This is a genomic window from Aliikangiella marina, from assembly GCF_007004765.1.
GTDB classification, from domain to species: Bacteria; Pseudomonadota; Gammaproteobacteria; order Enterobacterales; family Kangiellaceae; genus Aliikangiella; species Aliikangiella marina.
Window position 1 is genome coordinate 500,457 of sequence record NZ_VIKR01000002.1, and the last position, 20,249, is coordinate 520,705.

20 protein-coding genes and 2 riboswitches are annotated in these 20,249 nt (G+C 41.9%); of the genes, 18 read left to right on the forward strand and 2 right to left on the reverse strand.

What is annotated here, in order from left to right:
- The first annotated feature begins 5 nt into the window (after positions 1–5).
- Entirely contained in the window at positions 6–2,414 is a 2,409-nt protein-coding gene (locus FLL45_RS08565) for a zinc-dependent metalloprotease (protein ID WP_142941603.1), read from the forward strand.
- Between the two features lie 30 nt (positions 2,415–2,444).
- Here FLL45_RS08565 and FLL45_RS08570 read toward each other — a convergent pair whose 3' ends face one another.
- Complete coding sequence (locus FLL45_RS08570) at positions 2,445–3,188, reverse strand: helical backbone metal receptor (protein WP_142941604.1); 744 nt, start codon at positions 3,186–3,188, stop codon at positions 2,445–2,447.
- A gap of 256 nt (positions 3,189–3,444) precedes the next feature.
- Between FLL45_RS08570 and FLL45_RS08575 the strand changes: the two genes are divergently transcribed.
- The 16 genes from FLL45_RS08575 to pssA all read left to right on the forward strand — a co-directional run bounded on the left by FLL45_RS08575 (position 3,445) and on the right by pssA (position 18,473).
- Positions 3,445–4,005, forward strand: a complete 561-nt coding sequence (locus tag FLL45_RS08575; protein WP_142941605.1) for a cob(I)yrinic acid a,c-diamide adenosyltransferase — start codon at positions 3,445–3,447, stop codon at positions 4,003–4,005.
- Entirely contained in the window at positions 3,998–4,465 is a 468-nt protein-coding gene (locus tag FLL45_RS08580) for a hypothetical protein (RefSeq protein WP_142941606.1), read from the forward strand. The genes FLL45_RS08575 and FLL45_RS08580 overlap by 8 nt, the downstream gene beginning before the upstream one ends.
- A 297-nt stretch (positions 4,466–4,762) precedes the next feature.
- A complete protein-coding gene (locus FLL45_RS08585) occupies positions 4,763–5,179 on the forward strand; it encodes a hypothetical protein (protein WP_142941607.1) in 417 nt (138 codons plus the stop codon).
- 55 nt (positions 5,180–5,234) lie between these two features.
- Positions 5,235–5,387, forward strand: a riboswitch (cobalamin riboswitch).
- Positions 5,388–5,536: 149 nt separating this feature from the next.
- The gene (locus FLL45_RS08590) at positions 5,537–6,340 is read left to right on the forward strand and encodes an ABC transporter ATP-binding protein (protein WP_210247144.1); all 804 of its coding nucleotides are present in this window, start codon (positions 5,537–5,539) and stop codon (positions 6,338–6,340) included.
- 4 nt (positions 6,341–6,344) lie between these two features.
- Positions 6,345–7,391: a FecCD family ABC transporter permease gene (locus tag FLL45_RS08595; protein ID WP_210247145.1), complete on the forward strand. Its 1,047-nt coding sequence runs from the start codon at positions 6,345–6,347 to the stop codon at positions 7,389–7,391.
- Positions 7,392–7,411: 20 nt separating this feature from the next.
- On the forward strand, positions 7,412–8,440 hold the full coding sequence (gene cobT, locus FLL45_RS08600) for a nicotinate-nucleotide--dimethylbenzimidazole phosphoribosyltransferase (protein WP_142941609.1): 1,029 nt from the start codon (positions 7,412–7,414) through the stop codon (positions 8,438–8,440).
- The gene (locus tag FLL45_RS08605; RefSeq protein WP_142941610.1) at positions 8,437–9,198 is read left to right on the forward strand and encodes an adenosylcobinamide-GDP ribazoletransferase; all 762 of its coding nucleotides are present in this window, start codon (positions 8,437–8,439) and stop codon (positions 9,196–9,198) included. The genes cobT and FLL45_RS08605 overlap by 4 nt, the downstream gene beginning before the upstream one ends.
- The gene (gene cobU / locus FLL45_RS08610) at positions 9,195–9,737 is read left to right on the forward strand and encodes a bifunctional adenosylcobinamide kinase/adenosylcobinamide-phosphate guanylyltransferase (RefSeq protein WP_142941611.1); all 543 of its coding nucleotides are present in this window, start codon (positions 9,195–9,197) and stop codon (positions 9,735–9,737) included. The genes FLL45_RS08605 and cobU overlap by 4 nt, the downstream gene beginning before the upstream one ends.
- A 12-nt stretch (positions 9,738–9,749) precedes the next feature.
- On the forward strand, positions 9,750–10,403 hold the full coding sequence (locus tag FLL45_RS08615; protein WP_142941612.1) for a histidine phosphatase family protein: 654 nt from the start codon (positions 9,750–9,752) through the stop codon (positions 10,401–10,403).
- Between the two features lies 1 nt (position 10,404).
- On the forward strand, positions 10,405–11,871 hold the full coding sequence (locus FLL45_RS08620) for a cobyric acid synthase (protein WP_142941613.1): 1,467 nt from the start codon (positions 10,405–10,407) through the stop codon (positions 11,869–11,871).
- Between the two features lie 40 nt (positions 11,872–11,911).
- Positions 11,912–12,505 (forward strand): cob(I)yrinic acid a,c-diamide adenosyltransferase, encoded by a 594-nt coding sequence (cobO, locus tag FLL45_RS08625; protein WP_185964384.1) that lies wholly within the window; start codon positions 11,912–11,914, stop codon positions 12,503–12,505.
- The gene (locus tag FLL45_RS08630) at positions 12,505–13,368 is read left to right on the forward strand and encodes a cobalamin-binding protein (protein WP_142941615.1); all 864 of its coding nucleotides are present in this window, start codon (positions 12,505–12,507) and stop codon (positions 13,366–13,368) included. Before cobO ends, FLL45_RS08630 begins: the two co-directional genes overlap by 1 nt.
- A 63-nt stretch (positions 13,369–13,431) precedes the next feature.
- Positions 13,432–13,587: riboswitch (cobalamin riboswitch) on the forward strand.
- Between the two features lie 68 nt (positions 13,588–13,655).
- The gene (locus FLL45_RS08635; RefSeq protein ID WP_142941616.1) at positions 13,656–15,428 is read left to right on the forward strand and encodes a TonB-dependent receptor domain-containing protein; all 1,773 of its coding nucleotides are present in this window, start codon (positions 13,656–13,658) and stop codon (positions 15,426–15,428) included.
- A 170-nt stretch (positions 15,429–15,598) separates the two neighbouring features.
- Positions 15,599–16,375: a BPSS1780 family membrane protein gene (locus FLL45_RS08640; protein ID WP_142941617.1), complete on the forward strand. Its 777-nt coding sequence runs from the start codon at positions 15,599–15,601 to the stop codon at positions 16,373–16,375.
- Between the two features lie 169 nt (positions 16,376–16,544).
- Positions 16,545–17,114, forward strand: coding sequence for an elongation factor P-like protein EfpL (efpL, locus tag FLL45_RS08645; protein ID WP_142941618.1), 570 nt, complete (start codon positions 16,545–16,547; stop codon positions 17,112–17,114).
- A 3-nt stretch (positions 17,115–17,117) separates the two neighbouring features.
- Entirely contained in the window at positions 17,118–18,473 is a 1,356-nt protein-coding gene (gene pssA, locus FLL45_RS08650; RefSeq protein ID WP_142941619.1) for a CDP-diacylglycerol--serine O-phosphatidyltransferase, read from the forward strand.
- A 48-nt stretch (positions 18,474–18,521) separates the two neighbouring features.
- On the opposite strand, the gene FLL45_RS08655 is transcribed toward pssA, so the two are convergent.
- Complete coding sequence (locus tag FLL45_RS08655; protein WP_142941620.1) at positions 18,522–18,947, reverse strand: MAPEG family protein; 426 nt, start codon at positions 18,945–18,947, stop codon at positions 18,522–18,524.
- Between the two features lie 201 nt (positions 18,948–19,148).
- Here FLL45_RS08655 and FLL45_RS08660 point away from each other — a divergent pair, with 201 nt between their 5' ends.
- Positions 19,149–20,231 (forward strand): AI-2E family transporter, encoded by a 1,083-nt coding sequence (locus FLL45_RS08660; protein ID WP_142941621.1) that lies wholly within the window; start codon positions 19,149–19,151, stop codon positions 20,229–20,231.
- The last annotated feature ends 18 nt before the right edge of the window (positions 20,232–20,249 follow it).

The following is a 20,249-nucleotide window of genomic DNA, read 5'->3' on the forward strand; positions in this document are numbered from 1 at the left end:
TAACAATGATGAAAAAAGCGCTTGTTAACCTGATCGCATTATTTGCACTTATCTCAGGTTATGCTCATGCAAAAAAGTTGGCTGAACTTGAGCAGCTTTACGAGTTAGATCGAGGTTTTGTTGGCATTATTCACGATAAGCAAACCGATAAAATTTACCTGAGAATTGACAATCTCAATCAAGAACTAATCTACCAAACGAGCTTACCGTCAGGACTAGGCTCAAATGATATTGGTTTAGATCGAGGTCAGTTGAGTAATACTCGCCTGGTGACTTTTGAACGAGCAGGCACTAAGGTTTTTCTCAAGCAAAAGCCAACTGACTTTCGAGTAACCACTGATAATAGCAAAGAAGCCGAAGCGTTGGAGCAAGCTTTCGCTTCTTCAATTTTGTGGGGATTTCCGATTGTTGATAGTGGTCAAGGTTGGGTGTTGGTTGATGCGAGTGATTTCATTATGCAAGATGTTCATGGCGTCGGACGACGTCTTGAAAGATTAAAGCAAGGTAGTGGTTATAAAGTCGATAAATCACGCTCCGCAGTATACATGCCTCGCACTACCGCCTTCCCTGATAATACCGAAATTGAAGCAACCATTACTCTAACCGGTAAAAAGCCCGGAAATTATTTGCAGCAGGTTGCGCCAGATCCTTACTCGATTACGGTAAAGATGCATCACAGTTTTGTTCGTTTACCTCCAAAGGGCTTTAAGCCTCGCATTTATCACCCGAAAAGCGGTTATTGGTCAATCAACTTCCAGGATTATGGCCAACCGATCAATGATAGTTTGACTCGACGTTATATTGGTCGCCACCGACTGGCGAAGAAGAATCCTGACGCGGAAGTTAGTGAAGCGGTGGAACCAATTATTTATTACCTTGATCCAGGGGTTCCCGAACCGGTTAAATCAGCATTGCTCGATGGCGCGCGTTGGTGGAATCAGGCGTTTGAAGCAATCGGTTACAAAGATGCTTTTCAGGTCAAAATGTTGCCTGCTAACGCCGACCCAATGGATGTCCGTTACAATGTTATTCAGTGGGTACATCGTGCAACTCGAGGCTGGTCTTATGGATCCAGCGTAGTTGACCCACGCACTGGGGAAATAATCAAAGGTCATGTGACACTCGGTTCATTAAGAGTTCGTCAAGATTACTTAATTGCACAGGGGATGATGGCGCCTTTCGCTCAAGGGGAAAATGACAAAGCATTGATGGACATGGCCTTGGCGAGAATTCGTCAGCTGTCAGCTCATGAAGTCGGTCATACGCTTGGACTCATGCATAACTTTGCTGCAAGCACTTATGGCAGAGCCTCAGTAATGGATTATCCACACCCGTTGTTCAAAATTAACGGTAAACGAATTACCGCAGATAATGCCTATGGTGTCGGAATAGGTGCCTGGGATAAAGCAGCCATTGCTTATGGCTATCAAGATATCACTGTCGATAACGAAGAAGCATGGCTTAATCAGCAGACAGCACTTAACACCCAAAAAGGATTACTTTATATCGCTGACGCAGACTCACGCAGTCCCGGCAGTGCGCATGCTAAGGCAAGTTTGTGGGATAATGGTGCCGATGCCGTTAATGAATTACAACGCACTTATCAATTGAGAGAGCTAGCGCTAGATAATTTTGGCGCGGCTAATTTGAAGTTAAAGCGGCCGTGGTCTGAATTAGAAGAAGTTTTGGTACCGGTTTATTATTTCCATCGATATCAAATCGAAGCAGCTGCAAAATGGCTGGGAGGCCTTAACTATCAGTATGGTACCAAGCGCAACAATCAAGTGCCCAATGCAACACCTGTTTCCGGTGCGGAACAAGATAGAGCGCTCGGCGCAATGCTTCAGTCTTTGTCCCCTGAGTTTCTTGCGCTAGAACCTTTGTTAGCGAAACGCCTATTGCCTAAGCCTGCGGGTTATCGCAGGACACGTGAGTCGGTACCTAGTGATACCGGCGTTGCTTTTGATCAGTTAGCACTTGCTTCGGCGTCAGCTCAACACACTCTTGGTCTTATTTTTCATCCGCAGCGATTAGCAAGACTTGAACAACAGAATGCGGTCGACCCGGCGATTCCTTCAATTGACAGTATCGGAACAATTTTACACCAGCAAGTTATCGAGCAAAATTACGACGGTATTGAAGCACGAATCCACCAGTCTGTAGTTGATCTAATTTATTCAAACTTACTGAACCTTTTAAGAGACAAAAATGTATCGCAGTCCGTAAAAATGCAAGTATTTGGTTTGCTGCTTAAAGAAAAGGACTACTTACTAAGAAAATTGACCAGTGTCCAAAAGCGCTCCAGTTATTATGGGTTTTATGCTTATCAATTGAACCGCTTGGAAGACTTAAAGATAGATGATGGCAAGCCAAAAGTGAAGTTGCCAAAGATGCCGCCGGGCTCACCGATTTAAATTACTTTAAACTAAGAACAAGACTCCTTTTTAGGAGCCTTGTTGGCTTAGCGCTTGTAAAAAAGTTAAGCTTCGAAGACCGTACCAAGAAAACTTTTCTCCATCGATAAGAGCACAAGGAAATCCCAAATCAACGACTGATTCTTGCGCTTTGGCAAAAGGATAGGGCTCGCTCGAGCAGAGAAGAAGTGTTTCCGCGTCGAGTAAGGATAAATCGATAGTTGGATATTTTTCGCTAAACTGAATCCGACAATCGGACAAACCAATAAAGTCGAGCATGGATTGAATAAAGGTATTGTTGCCGATAGCCATCCATGGTTTGCGCCAAATAAGGTAGACGAATTTATTGGCTTTAATCGGTTTTCGCCACCATTTGATAATGCCGGGGACCTCCGAAAGGCTTGCCGCTGTTATGGATGTTGAAGTCAAATCTTGCCATTGGACAGCGATTTCATGAAGCCGTTCGTTATCAATGCGTTTAGCGAGGCGCGCGAGTTCAGGCCCGACGTCATAGACACTGGTGATGTGCAGCGCAATATAGTCAAATGGACAGGTGTTGGCCATTTCGAGCGTATTTTCCTCTTTGTCAAAAATGACTAAATCGGGTTGATACTTTTTTACTTTATCCCAGTCAATGTCCTTTGTTCCGCCCAGTTTAGGAAGCTGACTCACCTGCTCTTGGGGATGGATACAAAACCGTGTTCGACCAATTAAATGTGCGTTGCAGGCTATTAATGTTTCGGTTATTGAAGGAACAAGAGAGAGAATTTTCATTAGGTTTCAATAAGTTAATTTAAAGTGAAGCAATACTGGATTAACCGCAGTCGGTCAAAACCATGAAATACAATAAACTGATCATATAATAAATGTACAAGTAATAAAGATTTTCATTCTTAAACATCTTCATTAGAATGTTTGACCTTTTTATAGGGTTATGCCGGTAAACTGCTATAGTTAATAAAAGCAGCTTTCGAACATGCTGGGTTTATCGGCCTTTTACACTAATAAATTTAAGAAAGAGGAACCTAGCATGGGAAATCGATTGTCAAAGCTTGCAACAAAAACAGGTGATGATGGCACTACCGGGATTGGCGGTAATAAGCGGCTAGCTAAAGACTCTGCGCGTATTGAGGCAATTGGCACCGTTGATGAATTAAACGCCACTATCGGCATGACCTGCTCCCAGCCTGTGGATGATGCAGTTAAGCTGGTTCTCAACGAAGTTCAACATAAATTGTTTGACTTAGGAGGAGAACTGGCAATGCCAGACTATCGATTGGTTGAAGAGGCTGATGTAGTCAAACTGGATGAATGGTTAGCGCAATTTAATGCCCAACTACCACCATTAAAAGAGTTTGTCTTGCCCAAAGGTGATTTAGCGACAACGAGTTGTCATTTGGCTCGCACAATTTGTCGCAGAGCGGAGCGTCGAGTAGTCACTCTCGCGAGAGATGAGTCGATAAATGATTGTGTTCGGATCTATCTCAATCGCCTGTCGGATCTGCTGTTTGTATTCTGTCGTTTGTTGGCGCGTGCTGATAACCCGACAGAGGAGATGTGGCAGTCAAAGAAGTTGGAGTCTAATGAGTAATTCCAAACCCGCAGTTATCGAGTCATCAGATTTTGAAGTGACTATTGATACCGAAAACAAAATCGCGACGATCGCCTTATTTGGAGTTATCAATTTAAAACATTTGGTGGACAGTTTTTCGGAGCTTGTTCGCCATCCGGATTTCGAAAAGAACATTTGCTGCTGTTATGATTGTCGCGATGCCCTCATCGAAGTCAACCTCACTGAGACCGAAATTTTTTATCACTTCTCTGCTGGAATGCGAAGTAAGAGAGGCACTGAGTACAACATCGCGTTTATCAGTGGCGATGAAATGACAGAAATGCTCGTCCAGTTTTATCGACTGTTCTTGGTCCGATCAGAAATCCATATTGAAAGCTTCAAAACCTCAGAGGAAGCCATTCAATGGCTGCTCGAGAGTCGCCTACCTATCGCTAACGGAACAATAGAGCCTTTCCCTGACCAAGACGCTCAGCGTTGAAAACGCTAAGCCTCTAATGCACAAAAGATATATAAATCTATAAATATCAATCAACTATTTACTTTTTGTAATAAAGAGCCTAAAGTAAAGTCGTTAACTCTCTGTTTTTTATAGTAATAGCTCGTTTGGTAAGCTATTTAAAGAAAAACTTAATGAGTTATAAGAAAGCTAAGCCAGCAAGACATGTTGTAATAGCCAATAGTTGCAAGTAAAAAAGCCATCAGTAACTCGAACGAAAGTCCAAGCGAGTGCTAAAAGCTTTGATAATAATAAATGAATTAATTGACTGGGCTCGAATTGAAAACTTTTCAAGATTCAGATCGCGATAGCTTATTTTCCGCAGTCGACATCAAGTTTGACAAGCAGGCTAATTATGCTGATATGTCTTACCGCGGTGCAATAACTCTCACCTGTTTAAACGATAGTTTTGAAAAATTAGTTAAACATCCCCAATTTGATTTCAATATGAACACGCTCGCCGATTTCACTGATGCCTACCCCGAAATTGAAATGCCTGGAATAGAGTCACACGCACAGTTTGTTCAAGAGCGGTTGTCTGTAAGAGGCTCTACTTACAAGTTGGCAATGGTCACAAACGATACCTTAGGCACTGCACTTCTCTCCGTCTACAAGTTACTCATGGCGCGAACTTCGATAGAAATTGAAGTTTTTAGTCGAAAGGTACAAGCTGTTCGTTGGCTATTAGAAGATTAAGCGTCCGTTCAATCTTTTCTAATTATTGTCTATGCTATTTACAGCACTGTGGTATAATCCTCATCCGTTTTTCGATGCGCTTGTCGCTATCAAAGGGGAACGCGGTGAAAATCCGCGACTGTGCCCGCAACTGTAAGCAGAACGCTCAAGCATTGCGCTTGTTGTTATTTCTGCGAGTCAGGATACCTGTCGAAAAATGAATTAATTGCAATAACCGAGCGGGTTACTCGGCGGTGCACTGAAAAAATGCATGCCGTTTAAAGCCTGCCCAACTTTTCACCACCATTCCAGAATACCCGCTTGTTATCAGTAAGATAAGTTAATCGAAGTCGTTAAAAGACTCGGAGCCGGTATTTGGTGGACGTTTCTCTCCAAAAAGATTTGATGACAGTAGAATCGCTCAGTTGGCGAGTACAGGACAAGTCTATCTTAAACAATGTGAGCTTTTCAGTGTGTCCGACTGAATTTGTTGGAATTATCGGCCCTAATGGTGCTGGCAAGTCATCGCTATTACGATGCTTGTACGGTGTTAACGTGCCAACAGAAGGTGAAGTTCGTATTGCCGATAAAAATATTCTTGAATATTCTCGCCAAGCGCTCGCGCAAAAAATTGCGGTTGTTTTACAAGAGCCACCTTCAAGATTTGAACTGAGCGTTAATGATGTGATTGCAATGGGGCTCACACCGCAAAAATCATTGTTGAGCTTTGATAATCATCTCGATAAACAGAAAGTCATTGAGGCGAGTCGTCAAGTCGATCTACTAGACAAGTTACATCAGTCTTTTAATTCGCTCTCTGGCGGAGAAAAACAGCGGGCGATGATCGCGAGAGCTATCGTTCAAGACACGCATGTATTGATTTTAGATGAACCGACTAATCATCTGGATATTCGCCATCAATTAGAAGTTCTAACCTTGGCAAAATCGTTACAAGTGACGGTGATTTGTAGCATGCATGACTTGAATCTGGCGGCAACTTTTTGTGATAGGTTGATACTCCTCGATCAAGGAAGCATTATTGCGGAAGGTTCTCCCGAATCTGTTTTAACGGAAGCAAATTTAAATCGTGTTTTTGATATAAAAGCCAAAGTCGATACGCACCCGTTTACTCAAAAGTTAAGAATTACCTTTGATTTAGGAGAACACATTGATGCGGACTAGTTCAATGAGTGCATCTCAGACAAACACGGTTTTGCTTAGAGAAAAGCAATTCTTCTGGTTTATTGTTGGTGCATTTTTATTATTGATTCTTTCTGTCTTTTTTGCAGCTGGTGCAGGTAGAGCGGAACTAACTGTAGTTGATTTATTCCAGATCTTATTTGTTTGTCCAGGCTCCAGCCATGAATGCGCTATCGACGCAATTAACCATCAGATAGTTTGGGAGATACGGTTACCCAGAATCATGATGGCGATGATCACCGGTGCGGGACTTTCTATTTGTGGAGCAATTTTGCAGTCAGTGACTCGCAACCCATTAGCAGACCCCTACTTGTTTGGTATTTCGTCAGGTGCTTCCCTCGGCGCAGTTATCGCTATGTCCATAATTGCTAATGGCGTGATTAGTGTAACCTTTGGCGCTATGCTGGGTGGTGCTCTTTCCGTCGTATTGATGCTTGTACTTGCTGGAAAAGCCGCTACGCAAGTTGAGAGACTGCTGCTTTCAGGGGTGGCGGTTTCATTTATGCTAAGCGCTTTCACAAGCTTAATTTTGTATTATTCGTCGCCAGAAAAAGCCGCAACGCTATTATTTTGGATGATGGGAAGTTTCTCCAACAGCCAGTGGCACCAGTTATTACTGCCAAGCCTTTTCCTGATTGCCGCAATTATTTTATTTACGGTTTATCGCCGCTGGATTGGGGCAATGCAAGCTGGCGATGAAAGTGCTCAGACACTGGGAATTCCAGTTAATCAATTAAGACTTTTTATGCTGCTGGTATGCGCTGCACTAACCGCTGTAATAGTCGCCCATGTTGGTGGAATTGGTTTTGTCGGTTTAATGATACCGCATATCGCTAGGTTTATTGTTGGCGCTCAGATCCATCGAATGATTGCGATGTCGCTCTTCTTAGGTGGTTCATTCATGATCTGGGTCGATGTTATCGCCCGTTCATTACTTAGTAATCAGGTGTTGCCGGTAGGTATCGTTACTTCTGCTGTGGGTAGTCTATTTTTCTTTATTATTTTAAAACGTCGAACAAAAATAATCGCTTAGTCTATTTAAAGGAATAAAAAGTGTTTCAAGTTAAACCGTTAAGTTTTAGTGATGAGTTATATATTCAAAACCGAATTGATCAAAAAACTAAACCTATCGGAGCGTTAGGCAAACTAGAAAATTTAGCCAAGCAATTAGCATTAATTCTTGGTCGAGAGAAAGTCAATATCCAACTCCCAATGATGCTGATTTTTGCTGGAGATCACGGCATTGCTAGTGAGGGGGTTAGTATTGCACCGTCGGAAGTTACCGCACAAATGGTGACGAACTTTCTTAACGGTGGCGCAGCAATCAATTGTTTTTGTAACTCCGTAGGAATGACAATCCAAGTGATTGACTGCGGAATCATTAACTCGGTTAATGATGAAAGACTTATGATCCAGTCTCTTGGTCAAGGAACGCGTAACTTTTCTAAAGAGCCTGCGATGTCAGCAGAAGCGGTAGAAGAAGGCCTTTTGCTGGGGGCGAGAGCGGCACGAAGCCAACTGGAAAAAGGTTGTAATGTTTTCGGCTTTGGCGAAATGGGGATCGGTAATACCTCATCGGCGTCAGCACTAATGGCTGCTTTGTTGGGGCTGAAGGTGACTGACTGTGTCGGACGAGGAACGGGAATCGACGATCGACAGTACCAAAAGAAAGTTAGTTTGATAGAAAGCGCACTGTCGATTCAAGGCCAATTTTTGGAGGACCCCAAAGGCGCGCTTGCCGCTTACGGTGGTTTTGAAATTGTGCAAATGGTGGGCGCAATGCTCGCTGTTGCGGAAGCGGGCGGAGTGATTATTGTTGATGGATTCATCTCTAGTGTAGCGGCCCTATTTGCTTATAAGTTAGCTAACAATACGCGAGACTATATGATTTTTGGTCATCAGTCTGCAGAGCAAGGACACCAGAAACTGTTGTCTTATTTATGCGCTGAACCTTTGCTGTCTTTAGATTTAAGACTAGGTGAAGGAACTGGAGCAGCACTGGCACTTAACCTTATTCATTGTGCGGCAGCTTTTTACAATGATATGGCGAGTTTTGAAAGCGCAGGAGTCACTGCCGTATGACCCTAATCCGTACAGAGTTAAACTTAGTCATGATTGCGCTTACTTTTTTAACTCGGATACCTTCGCCAATATTGATTAATTTTAGCCAGTCTAGTCTCAATCAAGCGAGTCGATATTTTCCTCTTATCGGTTTTCTTGTTGGAATAATTACCGCGGGTATCTATTGGGTTTTTGCAAAATTCTTACCGAGTGATATCGCGATAGTGATTTCCATGATCATGAGTTTGTTGCTCACGGGCGGATTTCATGAAGACGGTCTAGCTGATACTTGCGATGGTCTCGGCGGTGGCTTTGAGCGATCTCATAAACTGTCCATCATGAAAGATTCGAGAATTGGAACTTATGGCGCACTGGCCGTTTGGAGTGTGCTAACCCTAAAGTTTTTACTTCTCTCTCACATGCAAGAAGTTGTAATCGCACTGCTTGTTGCGCATCCCTTGAGCCGAACTGTCTCTACTATGATGATTCCTTTGTTGCCTTATGTTCAGGATGCTGAACAGTCTAAATCGAAACCCTTGGCGGAATCACAAAACCATCTGGATTGGGTCATAGCTTTGTTGATTGGTTCGCTCAGTTTACTGATGGTTTCGCATTTAGCGGTTGCATTAGTGGTAGTGCTTTCGATTTTAATGGTTATTGCTCGAGCTTTCTTACTGAGACAAATTGGTGGATTTACCGGTGACACGTTAGGTGGACTTCAACAAGTCGCAGAGATAATTATTTACCTGGTAATCATCGCGGGTAGTACGTCAATATGATTCATTTAATCTTAGGTGGAGCCAGGTCTGGGAAAAGTCGTTTCGCTGAGTCGCAAGTTGAGCATTGTGAAAATAACCTCATTTATGTAGCAACAGCGACCGCTGGCGACAATGAAATGGCCAAACGAATTGCAATGCATCAAGAGAGGCGTTCAGATTCTTGGAAACTCATTGAGGAACCTTTGCATCTCTCTCAAATTATTGAAAAACATAGTACCGTTGAAAATACCCTTTTAATCGAATGCTTGACTTTGTGGTTAAGTAACTGGCTTTGCCGTGGTGACCAGCATAGCTGGCAAGTAGAACGGACAGCATTTATTAAAGCCTTACATGCTACTCAGGCTAAGGTCATTATTGTATCGAATGAGGTCGGAAGTGGAGTGGTTCCCTTGGGTGAACTCAGTAGGGATTTTGTTGATCAGGCGGGTTGGTTAAATCAGACGCTGGCTCAAGTTGCTGACAAAGTCACTCTGGTTGTGGCGGGATGCCCTGTCGACTTGACTCCACACCAGTCTGAAGCAAGTCAACAGAATAGGTAACTAAAGCGGAAAATGGCCACTCAAACAGAAATATTTTTAGTCCGCCACGGAGAACCGACTTTGCAGAGTGCTTTGCTCGGGTCGACTGACTCGCCACTCAGTGAAAATGGTTGGCAACAGCTCAACGATACGCTAGCTGGCTTGAGCAAAATTGATCATATCGTTTCTTCACCGCTGTCTCGTTGTGCTCATTTTGCTCAAGACTATGCCGAACAAGCGCAATTGCCGCTGCAAATCAATCAAGATTGGCGAGAATGCCATTTCGGTGATTGGGATGGCGAGCGATATAAAGCGCTCCACCAAAAATATCCTCTGGAGGTTTCAGCTTTTTTTTCGGACCCAGCAAACAATACTCCGCCCAATGGGGAAAAACTGACCGACTTTAGTCTGCGAACTAAGCGAGCTTTGTTAAAACTTCATCAAGACTTTCAAGGAAGTAGTGTTTTAGTGCTCACTCACGCCGGTGTTATCCGCAATATTGTTGCTTGGTGTTTACAGATTGATTATCTGTCCGGTTTTCAATTTCGCCGGTTTGCAATCGATTATGCCAGTGTTACTCATTTATCCATTTATCAAGAGGATAAGCTTTACCCGCAATTGATGACAGTAAACTGGAAGCGCAGCAATCCGCAGTCTAATGCATTATTGAGCGGCTCAGAGGAATAACATGAAAGGCAGCTTAATGATTCAAGGAACAACTTCAGATGCGGGTAAAAGTCTCTGTGTAGCGGGGTTGTGCCGGTTGTTCGCTAGAAAAGGTATTTCTGTTGCCCCTTTTAAGCCACAAAATATGGCGCTCAATAGTGCGGTTACTCAAGATGGTGGCGAAATTGGTCGCGCGCAAGCGTTGCAAGCTGATGCTTGTGGTTTAGATTACTCAACCGACTTTAATCCCGTGTTATTGAAGCCCAATAGCGATTTAGGCTCTCAAGTAATCGTCCAAGGTAAAGCGGTCGCTAGCTTACCTTCGGAGACTTTTGGTGATATTAAAAGTATTGCGTTTGAAGCCGTCTTAGAATCTTATCACCGGTTAAAAGAGCAATTTGACCTAGTGTTAATAGAGGGAGCTGGCAGTCCGGCAGAAATCAATTTACGAAAAAATGATATAGCCAACATGGGCTTTGCAGAAGCCGTAGATTGCCCGGTTGTATTAATCGGCGATATCAACAAAGGTGGCGTATTTGCTCATTTGACTGGCACGCTAAATTTGCTTTCCGCAAGTGAACAACAGCGTGTGAAGGGATTTATCATCAACCAATTCAGAGGGCATTTAAATTTGTTACAAGGTGGTTTGGACTGGTTAACGAAAAATACTGGTAAGCCGGTTTTTGGCGTTGTCCCTTACATACCAGAACTTAAGCTTGATGAGGAAGATGCAATTGACTCGTCACAATCGATTAACGAAGCACAAGTCGTGATAAAAATCCCGGTTTTATCACGGATCTCAAATCATACAGATTTTGATCCTCTACGTTGGCATCCAAAAATCGATCTACAATTTGTTGCGCCCGGTGAAAGTCTCGAAAATTGCGATCTCATTTTGCTACCTGGAACGAAAAACGTGCGTGATGATTTGGATTTTATGCGAGCGCAGGGGTGGTGTGATCAAATCAAGAAACACCTTCGATACGGAGGAAAGGTATTGGGTATTTGTGGCGGATATCAAATGCTTGGAGAGTCAATTTCTGATCCGCTCGGCGTCGAAAGTCAAGCAGGCGTTTCTCAAGGCTTGGGGTTGCTACAGGTAACCACTGAATTGCGAGCCTCAAAAAAACTCACTCAAGTATCCGGTAAATCTTTTTTGTGCCACAAAAACACCACAATTTCTGGATACGAAATTCACTGTGGAATTTCAACGGTTGCCGGGGATGAAAAGCCTTTCGCCGAACTATCCAGTTTAAACCAAAGCGCAGTTTATGATGGTTGTATCTCTACAGATAACCAGGTTGCGGGAACGTATTTACATGGCTTGTTTGAGTCGGGCGAGATAGTTCAGGTACTCGTCGAATGGGTATCAGGAGAAATAATTAGTGCAGGTGATTGGCGACAAGTTCGCGAACAAGAAATTGACCGATTAGCCGATGTCTTTGAAGAAAGTTTAGATATTGATGCGCTTGTAGCATGTATCGGCTAGGCGTTTTGAATTACAGAGTAAGCACCAGTAGAGAAAAATAATGGACAAACAAGCCAAACATAAAATCAAATCTCAAAAGCTAAAAGAAAAAGTCGATAGCCATGTCGCTCAAGCGCAAACTGAGCGAGGAGTCGTGTTGATAATAACGGGTAATGGTAAAGGCAAATCGACCGCTGGGTTCGGTACAGTAGCGCGCTGCGTAGGGCATGGCTATCAGGCTGCGGTAGTGCAGTTTATAAAAGGAACTTGGGATTGTGGTGAGCGCACTTTATTAGAACAACACGATGTTCCCTTTGCGGTAATGGGAACCGGTTTCACTTGGGAGACGCAAGACCGCGAGAGCGATATTGCTGCCGCAGAAAAAGTCTGGCGTGAGGCTAAATTGTTTTTAGCCGATCCACAGTATCATTTAGTTCTTTTGGATGAACTGACTTATATGCTCGGCTATGACTATCTGAATAAAGAAGAAGTGATTGAAGTAATAAATAATCGACCTAAAAATCAGTCGGTGGTTATTACCGGACGGGGCGCGATAAAGGCGTTAAAAGATATTGCTGACACAGTCAGTGAAATAAAGGATATCAAACATGCCTTCAAAGCAGGCATCAAGGCGCGTAAGGGAGTTGATTGGTAATGAGAGCAAGCGTGTTATATCTAGTCTTGGTAGGGGTGTTTGTATTCGCTGGAAACTCCAGCGTTGTCCAGGCATCAGTAACCAAAAAGGAACAAAGGATTATTGCCCTGTCACCTCACTCGGTTGAAATGTTGTATGCGATTGGTGCGGGTGATCGAATTGTTGGTACAGTGGAATGGTCTGACTTTCCTGAGGAAGCGAAAGTCATTGAGAGAGTCGGTAACTATGCCGGGATTAATATCGAGCGAGTGGTTGAATTAAAACCTGATTTTATTATTGCTTGGCGTTCTGGTAACAAAAGCGCCGACCTCAATAAACTTGAATCACTAGGTTTTCAAATGGTTTATTCAAACCCCTCGTCGATTGAAAATATTGGCGAGGAGCTTTTAACCTTAGGTCAACTTACTGGGCTGGAAGAAAATGCTCGCAATACAATTCGAACTATTTTAGCGAAACGAGACTTAATAAAAAAGCGCTTTGAAAAAGAAGCCAAAGTGAAAGTTTTTTACCAATTATGGCACGACCCGCTGCGAACAGTTGGCCCTAAAAGTTGGATCAGTAGGCTCATTGAAGACTGCAACGCAACAAACGTTTTTGATGATACTGACGCGGGCTATCCACTGGTTTCTTTAGAATCAGTACTCTTAAAAGATCCTCATGTGATTATCGTTCCGAGTCATTCCGGAAGAGCTGACGAATCAAAAAATATTTGGTCTAAGTGGCAAGATATTCAAGCTGTTGCTAATCAAAATATCTACCATCTCAATGGCGATTTACTTCATCGATTTAGTCCACGAGCAGTTGATGGTCTTGAGACACTATGCAATGCAATACACAAAGGGAGAAAAACAATAAGAGAATAATTTACAACATATAAAACAGAAAAGTAGAGGAATAATCATGAAGCTTTTCATGACAATATAGGGATATATGATGGTAGGTTAGGTGTTTGAGATAGAATCAAATACTAATCGGGAAATCAGTGAAATTCTGATGCTGCCCCCGCAACGGTAATACTTGTCTATCGTGAAACGATGGAGATCAGTAAAAGTCCGGAGACCGGCCTAATCTAATTTTAAATCAAGAGAAACGTTAATGGGTTTCTCAATAAAATGGCACGGTGGGTGTCATTAATTATGGGTATAAATAAATGAAAAATAAAATAGTCGTCAGCTCAATTACAGCTGCTTTATCACTATCTTCTGTGCCTACTTTTGCAGAAGACAATACAATTATCGTATCAGCGAACCGAATTAAACAAGATGTTAATGATACATTGACCGATGTAATTATCATTGATAGAGCTGAAATTGAGCGTAAGCAACCTCAATCGCTTGTTGATCTTTTAGCGAATATTCCGGGGGTTGATTACACGAAGACGGGAGGCCACGGGCAAGATGCTTCAGTCTTTATTCGTGGATCTAATTCTAACCAGCTATTAGTCTTAATCGATGGTGTTCGTGTTGGTTCTGCCACCTTAGGGAGCAAGGCCGTATCAACAATTCCCGTTGCACAAATTGAGCGTATAGAAATCGTAAAAGGGCCTCGTGCTGCAATTTGGGGTAGTGACGCTATTGGTGGTGTCATTCAAATTTTTACTAGGAATTACCGACAAGGCCAGTATCGAGTTGAGCTATCTGCAGGTTCTAATAGCACGCTTGAGTTGGACGCCGCAGTTGGATTTGGTGATGAGAAACTTAATACGACTTTAATCTACAGTAACAAGTCATCTGATGGTTTTGATGTTTTGGCCTCTGCAGAACCTGACAAAGACGGTTATGAAAATGAATCCATTGCTATCAAAGGGGGTTATCTCGCTTCCGACGTAAGTGAGTATGATTGGCTTTTCCAATCGGACAAGGGAGAAACGTTTTTTGATAGTGCATTTAATCCGGATAGTGCGGCTAATGTCACTGAATATGATAATCAATTATGGAAGTTCGGATACACCTTGACTGCAGGTCATTGGCTTCACTCAGTTTCTTTAAGTGGAAGCAAAGACTCTGCACGTGGCTTTGAAACAGAAAAAGAACAAGTCAGTTATGATTTTCAAAATCAGGTTAATAACCAATTCTCTTTATCGGGTGGGTTAGATTTTTTGTATGACGATGTGAGCGGTTCACTCACACAGTATGACGAGCGAAAAAGGGACACTCAAAGCGTCTTTTTAGCCGCTAACTATGTTGGTTCTACTTTTTTAGTTGATGTTGCTATTCGAAATGATGATGTTGAGAAGGTTGCTAATGAAACGACAAGTAACATTGGGGTAGGCTTTAGAATTTCACCAGAACATCTTGTCTCGCTTAATTATGGCGAGGGTTTCAAAGCGCCGACTTTTAATGATCTTTACTTCCCGAACTTTGGTAATCCAGAATTAAAATTCGAAACCTCAGAGAACTTAGAATTAGTTTACAAAGGACAGTTTGGTGATTCTCGTTTGACTCTCTCTGTCTACGAGACTGATACAGAAAATTTAATTCAATTCGGACCCAATGGTGCGGAAAATATCGGTTTGGCGGAAGTGTCAGGAATTGATCTGACTTACCAATTTTCTACTGGCGATTTTAATCACAAAATTACTGCGGATAATATTGATGCAAAAGATGGAAATACTGGAGCTCGCTTAATTCGTCGTGCTAAGAACCGCGTAGGCTATGAATTAAATTACGTTCAAGATAGTTTCGACTGGTTTTTACAGGTGCAAAATGTTGGCAAGCGACCAGATACCGACTTCTCAACATTCACAGCGGTTGAGTTAGAGAGTTTTACTCGTTTAAATCTTGGCGTTGGTTATCAGTTTAACGATGAGCTTCGCATTCAGCTTAACATCAACGATTTAACGGATGAAGCGCCGATAATGGTCACTGACTATAACCCCGTAGAACGAGAGTTTTACTTGTCTGCGAGCTACCGAGTTGAGTAAGGAATTAACCAAAGGAATCTCGATTGGAATAAAAACGGCGCGTAAGCGTCGTTTTTTATTTCAAGAATCAATATTCGCACAAATTTGTGCACTGAGTATTTTGTATATTTTGAGGTCTTGATTATAATCGACGATGGAATAAAAAAAGAAAATTACAACAAGGAGATAAAATGTCTAATAATCCCTATGAAACACCCGAAGCTGATGTAGCGCAACCAGCACAAGAGGGTGATTTTAATCTACATGAGCCAGTATCTGTGGATGCAGGTCGCGGTTGGGGCTGGATAGCTGACGGTTTCGGCTTTTTCAAAAAGAACCCCGGTGCATGGATATTGACCACGATAGTCTGGTTTATTGTTATTATTGCGGTAAATCTATTGCCGATAATCGGCATGATATTTTTTAGCTTAACTTTTTACGTTTTTATTGCGGGCTTGATGATCGGATGCAGAGCTCAAGATGAGGGTAAGCCTTTTGAAGTAAGCCATTTATTTGCCGGTTTTAAGAAAAATGCCGGTAGAATCGTCCTAATGAGTCTCGCTGTGAATATTATATCAATGTTAGTAATGATACTGACTATGGGAACAGCCTACTTTAACTTGATGATGGGAGATGAAGCTGCTACTCAAGCGATGGCAAGCGATCTAACCGGTTTTTGGCTTTCATTTCTGATTGCAATGGCATTGATGTTGCCTTTATTTATGGCTGTCTGGTTTGCTCCAGTACTGATAGTCCTTCATGACGCGCCGCTTGTTGAAGCCATGAAAATGAGCTTTTTCGGATGCCTCAAAAACATTCTGCCTTTCCTTATTTTTGGCATTATCAGTCTTGTTTTTTATATAATAGCGCTTATCCCGATTGCCTTGGGGCTGCTCGTGTTTGTACCGACGATGTTTGCTGCAATGTATGTTGCCTACAAGGATATCTATATCGACTTTAGAGCTTAGTCAGGTCATAAACAGACTATCAGACAGCTTACCCTCTGAATGGCTTGTTATTTGGTTACATATCAAGCCATTTTTATCACCCTAAAACCCGCTTAATTGCTTGAATTCGTCCACTACGAAGAGATATCATAGCTGCAGTTTTTCGAGAATAAAAAGTACAATCAAAATAATGCCTAGAGCAAGTGAACTTAAGCGCGGTATGGCCCTTGAAATCAATGGTAAGATGCTGCTTGTAAAGCACATTGATGTCCACAGTCCAAGCGCCCGTGGAGCTGCCACTCTTTATAAAACCCGATTTGCTGATATCGCAACTGGCGGTAAAGTTGAGCACACATTCAAAGGCGACGATATGTTGACGCAAGTCGATTTAGGTCGACACTCAGTTAGCTTTTCCTACATTGACGGTGACGACTATATCTTTATGGATAATGAAGATTTCAGTCAATATATGTTCAAGTTGGCTGATATTGAGGAAGAAATGTTATTCGTCAATGAATCTACCGAAGGTTTGGTTGTTCTGACGGTTGACGGTAATACCGTTGGCTTAGAGTTACCTCAATCGGTTGAGATGGAAATTGTGGAAACAGACCCTTCAATAAAGGGAGCTTCAGCTGCTGCTCGAACAAAACCTGCACGATTTGCAACGGGATTGACTATTCAAGTTCCAGAATACATCTCTAATGGTGAGAAAGTTAAAATCAATACTGCTGATCGCAAGTTTATGGGAAGAGCAGAGTAACCGATGAAATTTCGCCGAACTCGTCCGTCTTTTATAGACACGCTCGAAAGCTTTCCTGTAGACGCCGATAATGTATCTATCATAGAAGAGACTAAAGCGTTTAGGGAAAAGCTGATCAGTTTAATACGCAGTGCGACTAATCGTATTTACATTACTGCGCTTTACTTACAAGATGATGAATCTGGTCAAGAAATTCTCACTGAAATTTATCAAGCCAAACAAAAAAATCCTTCACTCGATGTGAAAATATTTGTTGATTACTTGCGTGCACAACGCGGGTTAATGGGCTACCCAGAAAGTATTGGTAATGTGCGCTTGTATCGAGAGTATGCAGAGAAGTATGAACATCAAATAGAAATCTTGGGAGTGCCAGTAAAGACAAGAGAAGTGTTGGGAGTATTACACCTGAAAGGTTTTGTGTTTGACGATGTATTACTTTATAGCGGCGCAAGTCTAAATAACATCTACTTGCAGCAGGGTGAACGCTACCGTTACGATCGCTATCATGTTTTTGCAGATAAAACTTTATGTGACAGCTTTGTCAAATTTCTTCAACGTTTTATTGTAAAAGCGAGCGCGGTCAAGCAATTAACAATTGACAACTTACCGCAAAAGAAACAGATAAAACCATCAATAAAACAATTAAAAAAACAGCTACAAGTTGGTGAGTATACCTTTCAGTCACAAGCGCTAACTTCAACAGAAAAACAGGTGAAGGTGACACCATTGTTAGGATTTGGTGGTCGAAAAAACCGCCTGAATCGAGCAATTGTAGAAATGATTCGTTTGGCTCAAGAGCAGGTCACTATCTACACACCTTATTTCAACTTACCTAACAAGATCAATAAAGTCGTCAGAAAGATTCTCAAGCAAGGCAAGCGGGTAAATATCGTCATCGGAGACAAAACGGCAAATGATTTTTATATTCCGCCTGATCAGGAATTTAATAAAATTGGTATTGTTCCCTATGTGTATGAAACTAACCTAAGAGCGTTTGCGAAACGAAACCAGCGATATATCGATGCGGGCTTGTTGAATCTATTTTTATGGAAGCATGCCGATAATAGCTTTCACTTAAAAGGTATCTCAGTCGACGACAATACCTATCTCGTCACCGGCCACAATTTAAATCCAAGAGCTTGTCGGCTAGATTTAGAAAATGGAATTTTAATTCAAGATCCCCAGCACCTTTTACAGGCTAAGTTTAAAAGTGAATATGAAAAAATCCTGACACATACTAAGCGGATAAGTCATTTTGAAGATGTCGAAACGATTAAAGATTATCCAGAGGCTGCGAGCAAGCTGATGCGCTCAGTCAAACGAGCTAAGCTGGATAGTATATTAAATCGATTACTCTAAAAAACGCGCCGGTGGCGCGTTTTTTTGTTGTGCAAAAAATGTTGAGCTTTAAGCAAGAATTTTGACCGCCAAGATAATCCAATAGGCCATCAAAACTAAGGAGCTAAGAACAAAAATTCTAAACCGCCACAAAACTTTATTGGTTGAACAATGAATGTAGCTGTGAAGGATCCGAAGCACCGCATAAGCCCAAGCAACATAGACCATCGACCAACATTCGAGTTTTAGAACCAAAGTCAGAATGATTCCAATATAGAACAATAGAGGTATTTCAAATAAGTTTTCGTAGTTTCTAGCAAACTTTCGACAACTTTCCGGCTCAGTTCCATTTTGGTATAACTTGTAATACTTCGGATCGACTTCTCGATTTTTAGCTGCTTTAAAACGCTTAAAGCCGAGGCTAAACAATATTGTAAAGGTAAGAAAAACCATGAGTACTGCAGGTAAAACAAGTAAAGTTTGAATCTCTGTCATAATGTCTAAATGCTCAATGATTAGAAAAGACCATCTTATAAAAACTCTCTGAATGAAGCAAAACTAAATATACCTGCTTTTGTTTTGTGTGCTGCACAAAACTCAAATTACATAAGAATAGTGTTTATTGTTAAACAATAGTTTATAGTGATTTCACTTCTTGTAGATTAAAACTTTCGGACTCGATAACAGATAAGAATCATGAACAATCAAAACACAACTCAGACGCCGTTGTTACTGACCCTTGCTTCATTAGTCGTTGTAATAGCCGGGCTTAAAGTGGCCGCTCCGCTTATTGCTCAGTTTCTTATGGCGTTGTTTATTGCAGTAGTTTGCATGCCTTCAATACGATGGATGGAAGCTCGAAAGATTCCACGCGGTATTGCGATACTGATCGTCCTAATGGCCATCTTGGCGTTTGTGTATCTTGTCGTTGCTTTAGTTGGTGATTCTGTCAATTCGTTTAATCAAAATAAAGAATTTTATATGCAGCAACTCGGCACTCGAATGCAATCGATTAGTGAATGGCTGATTGGTATGGGAGTACCTGCTGACAGTGTGGATTTTAGAGCTATTTTTGCAAAGGCCGACATTATGTCATTAATAACCCGGGTTCTCGGCGGGGTTGGCGTTATTTTTGGCGACTTTTTCGTCATTTTCTTGAGTGTTATTTTTATTTTGGCAGAAGCATCCAGTTTTCCTGCCAAGTTCGCAAATGCGTTTTCTAACAGTCAAGATAAAATGGTTCACGTTAATCACGTTTTAGGCAAAATAAGACATTATCTTGCCATCAAAACGGCGGCAAGTTTACTTACTGGTGCATTGGTTTCCATATCGTTATTTATAATTGGAGTTGATTATCCTTTTCTTTGGGGGATGTTAGCGTTTTTACTCAATTACATTCCCAATATCGGTTCAATCATCGCCGCTATTCCTGCGATTATTCTGGCGTTAGTCCAACTGGGTCCGATCGCTGTTTTATGGACGGCGATTACCTTTTTTGCGGTCAACAATTTAGTCGGCAACTTTCTCGAACCAAAATTTATGGGTAAGATGTTAGGCCTGTCGACTTTTGTGGTGTTTGTTTCCTTAATATTTTGGGGATGGATTTTCGGCTCAGTTGGAATGTTTCTATCGGTACCGTTGACGATGACGATTAAAATAGCCTTGGATACTAATGAAAAAACGCGTTGGCTGGGTATCATGCTTGGCTCTGAGGAAGATGCCGATGAGCCAATAGCTATTGAAGAAAGCGAAGACGACCTATTGCTAGAGAAAAAATAAAAAAAGCGAGCATGGCTC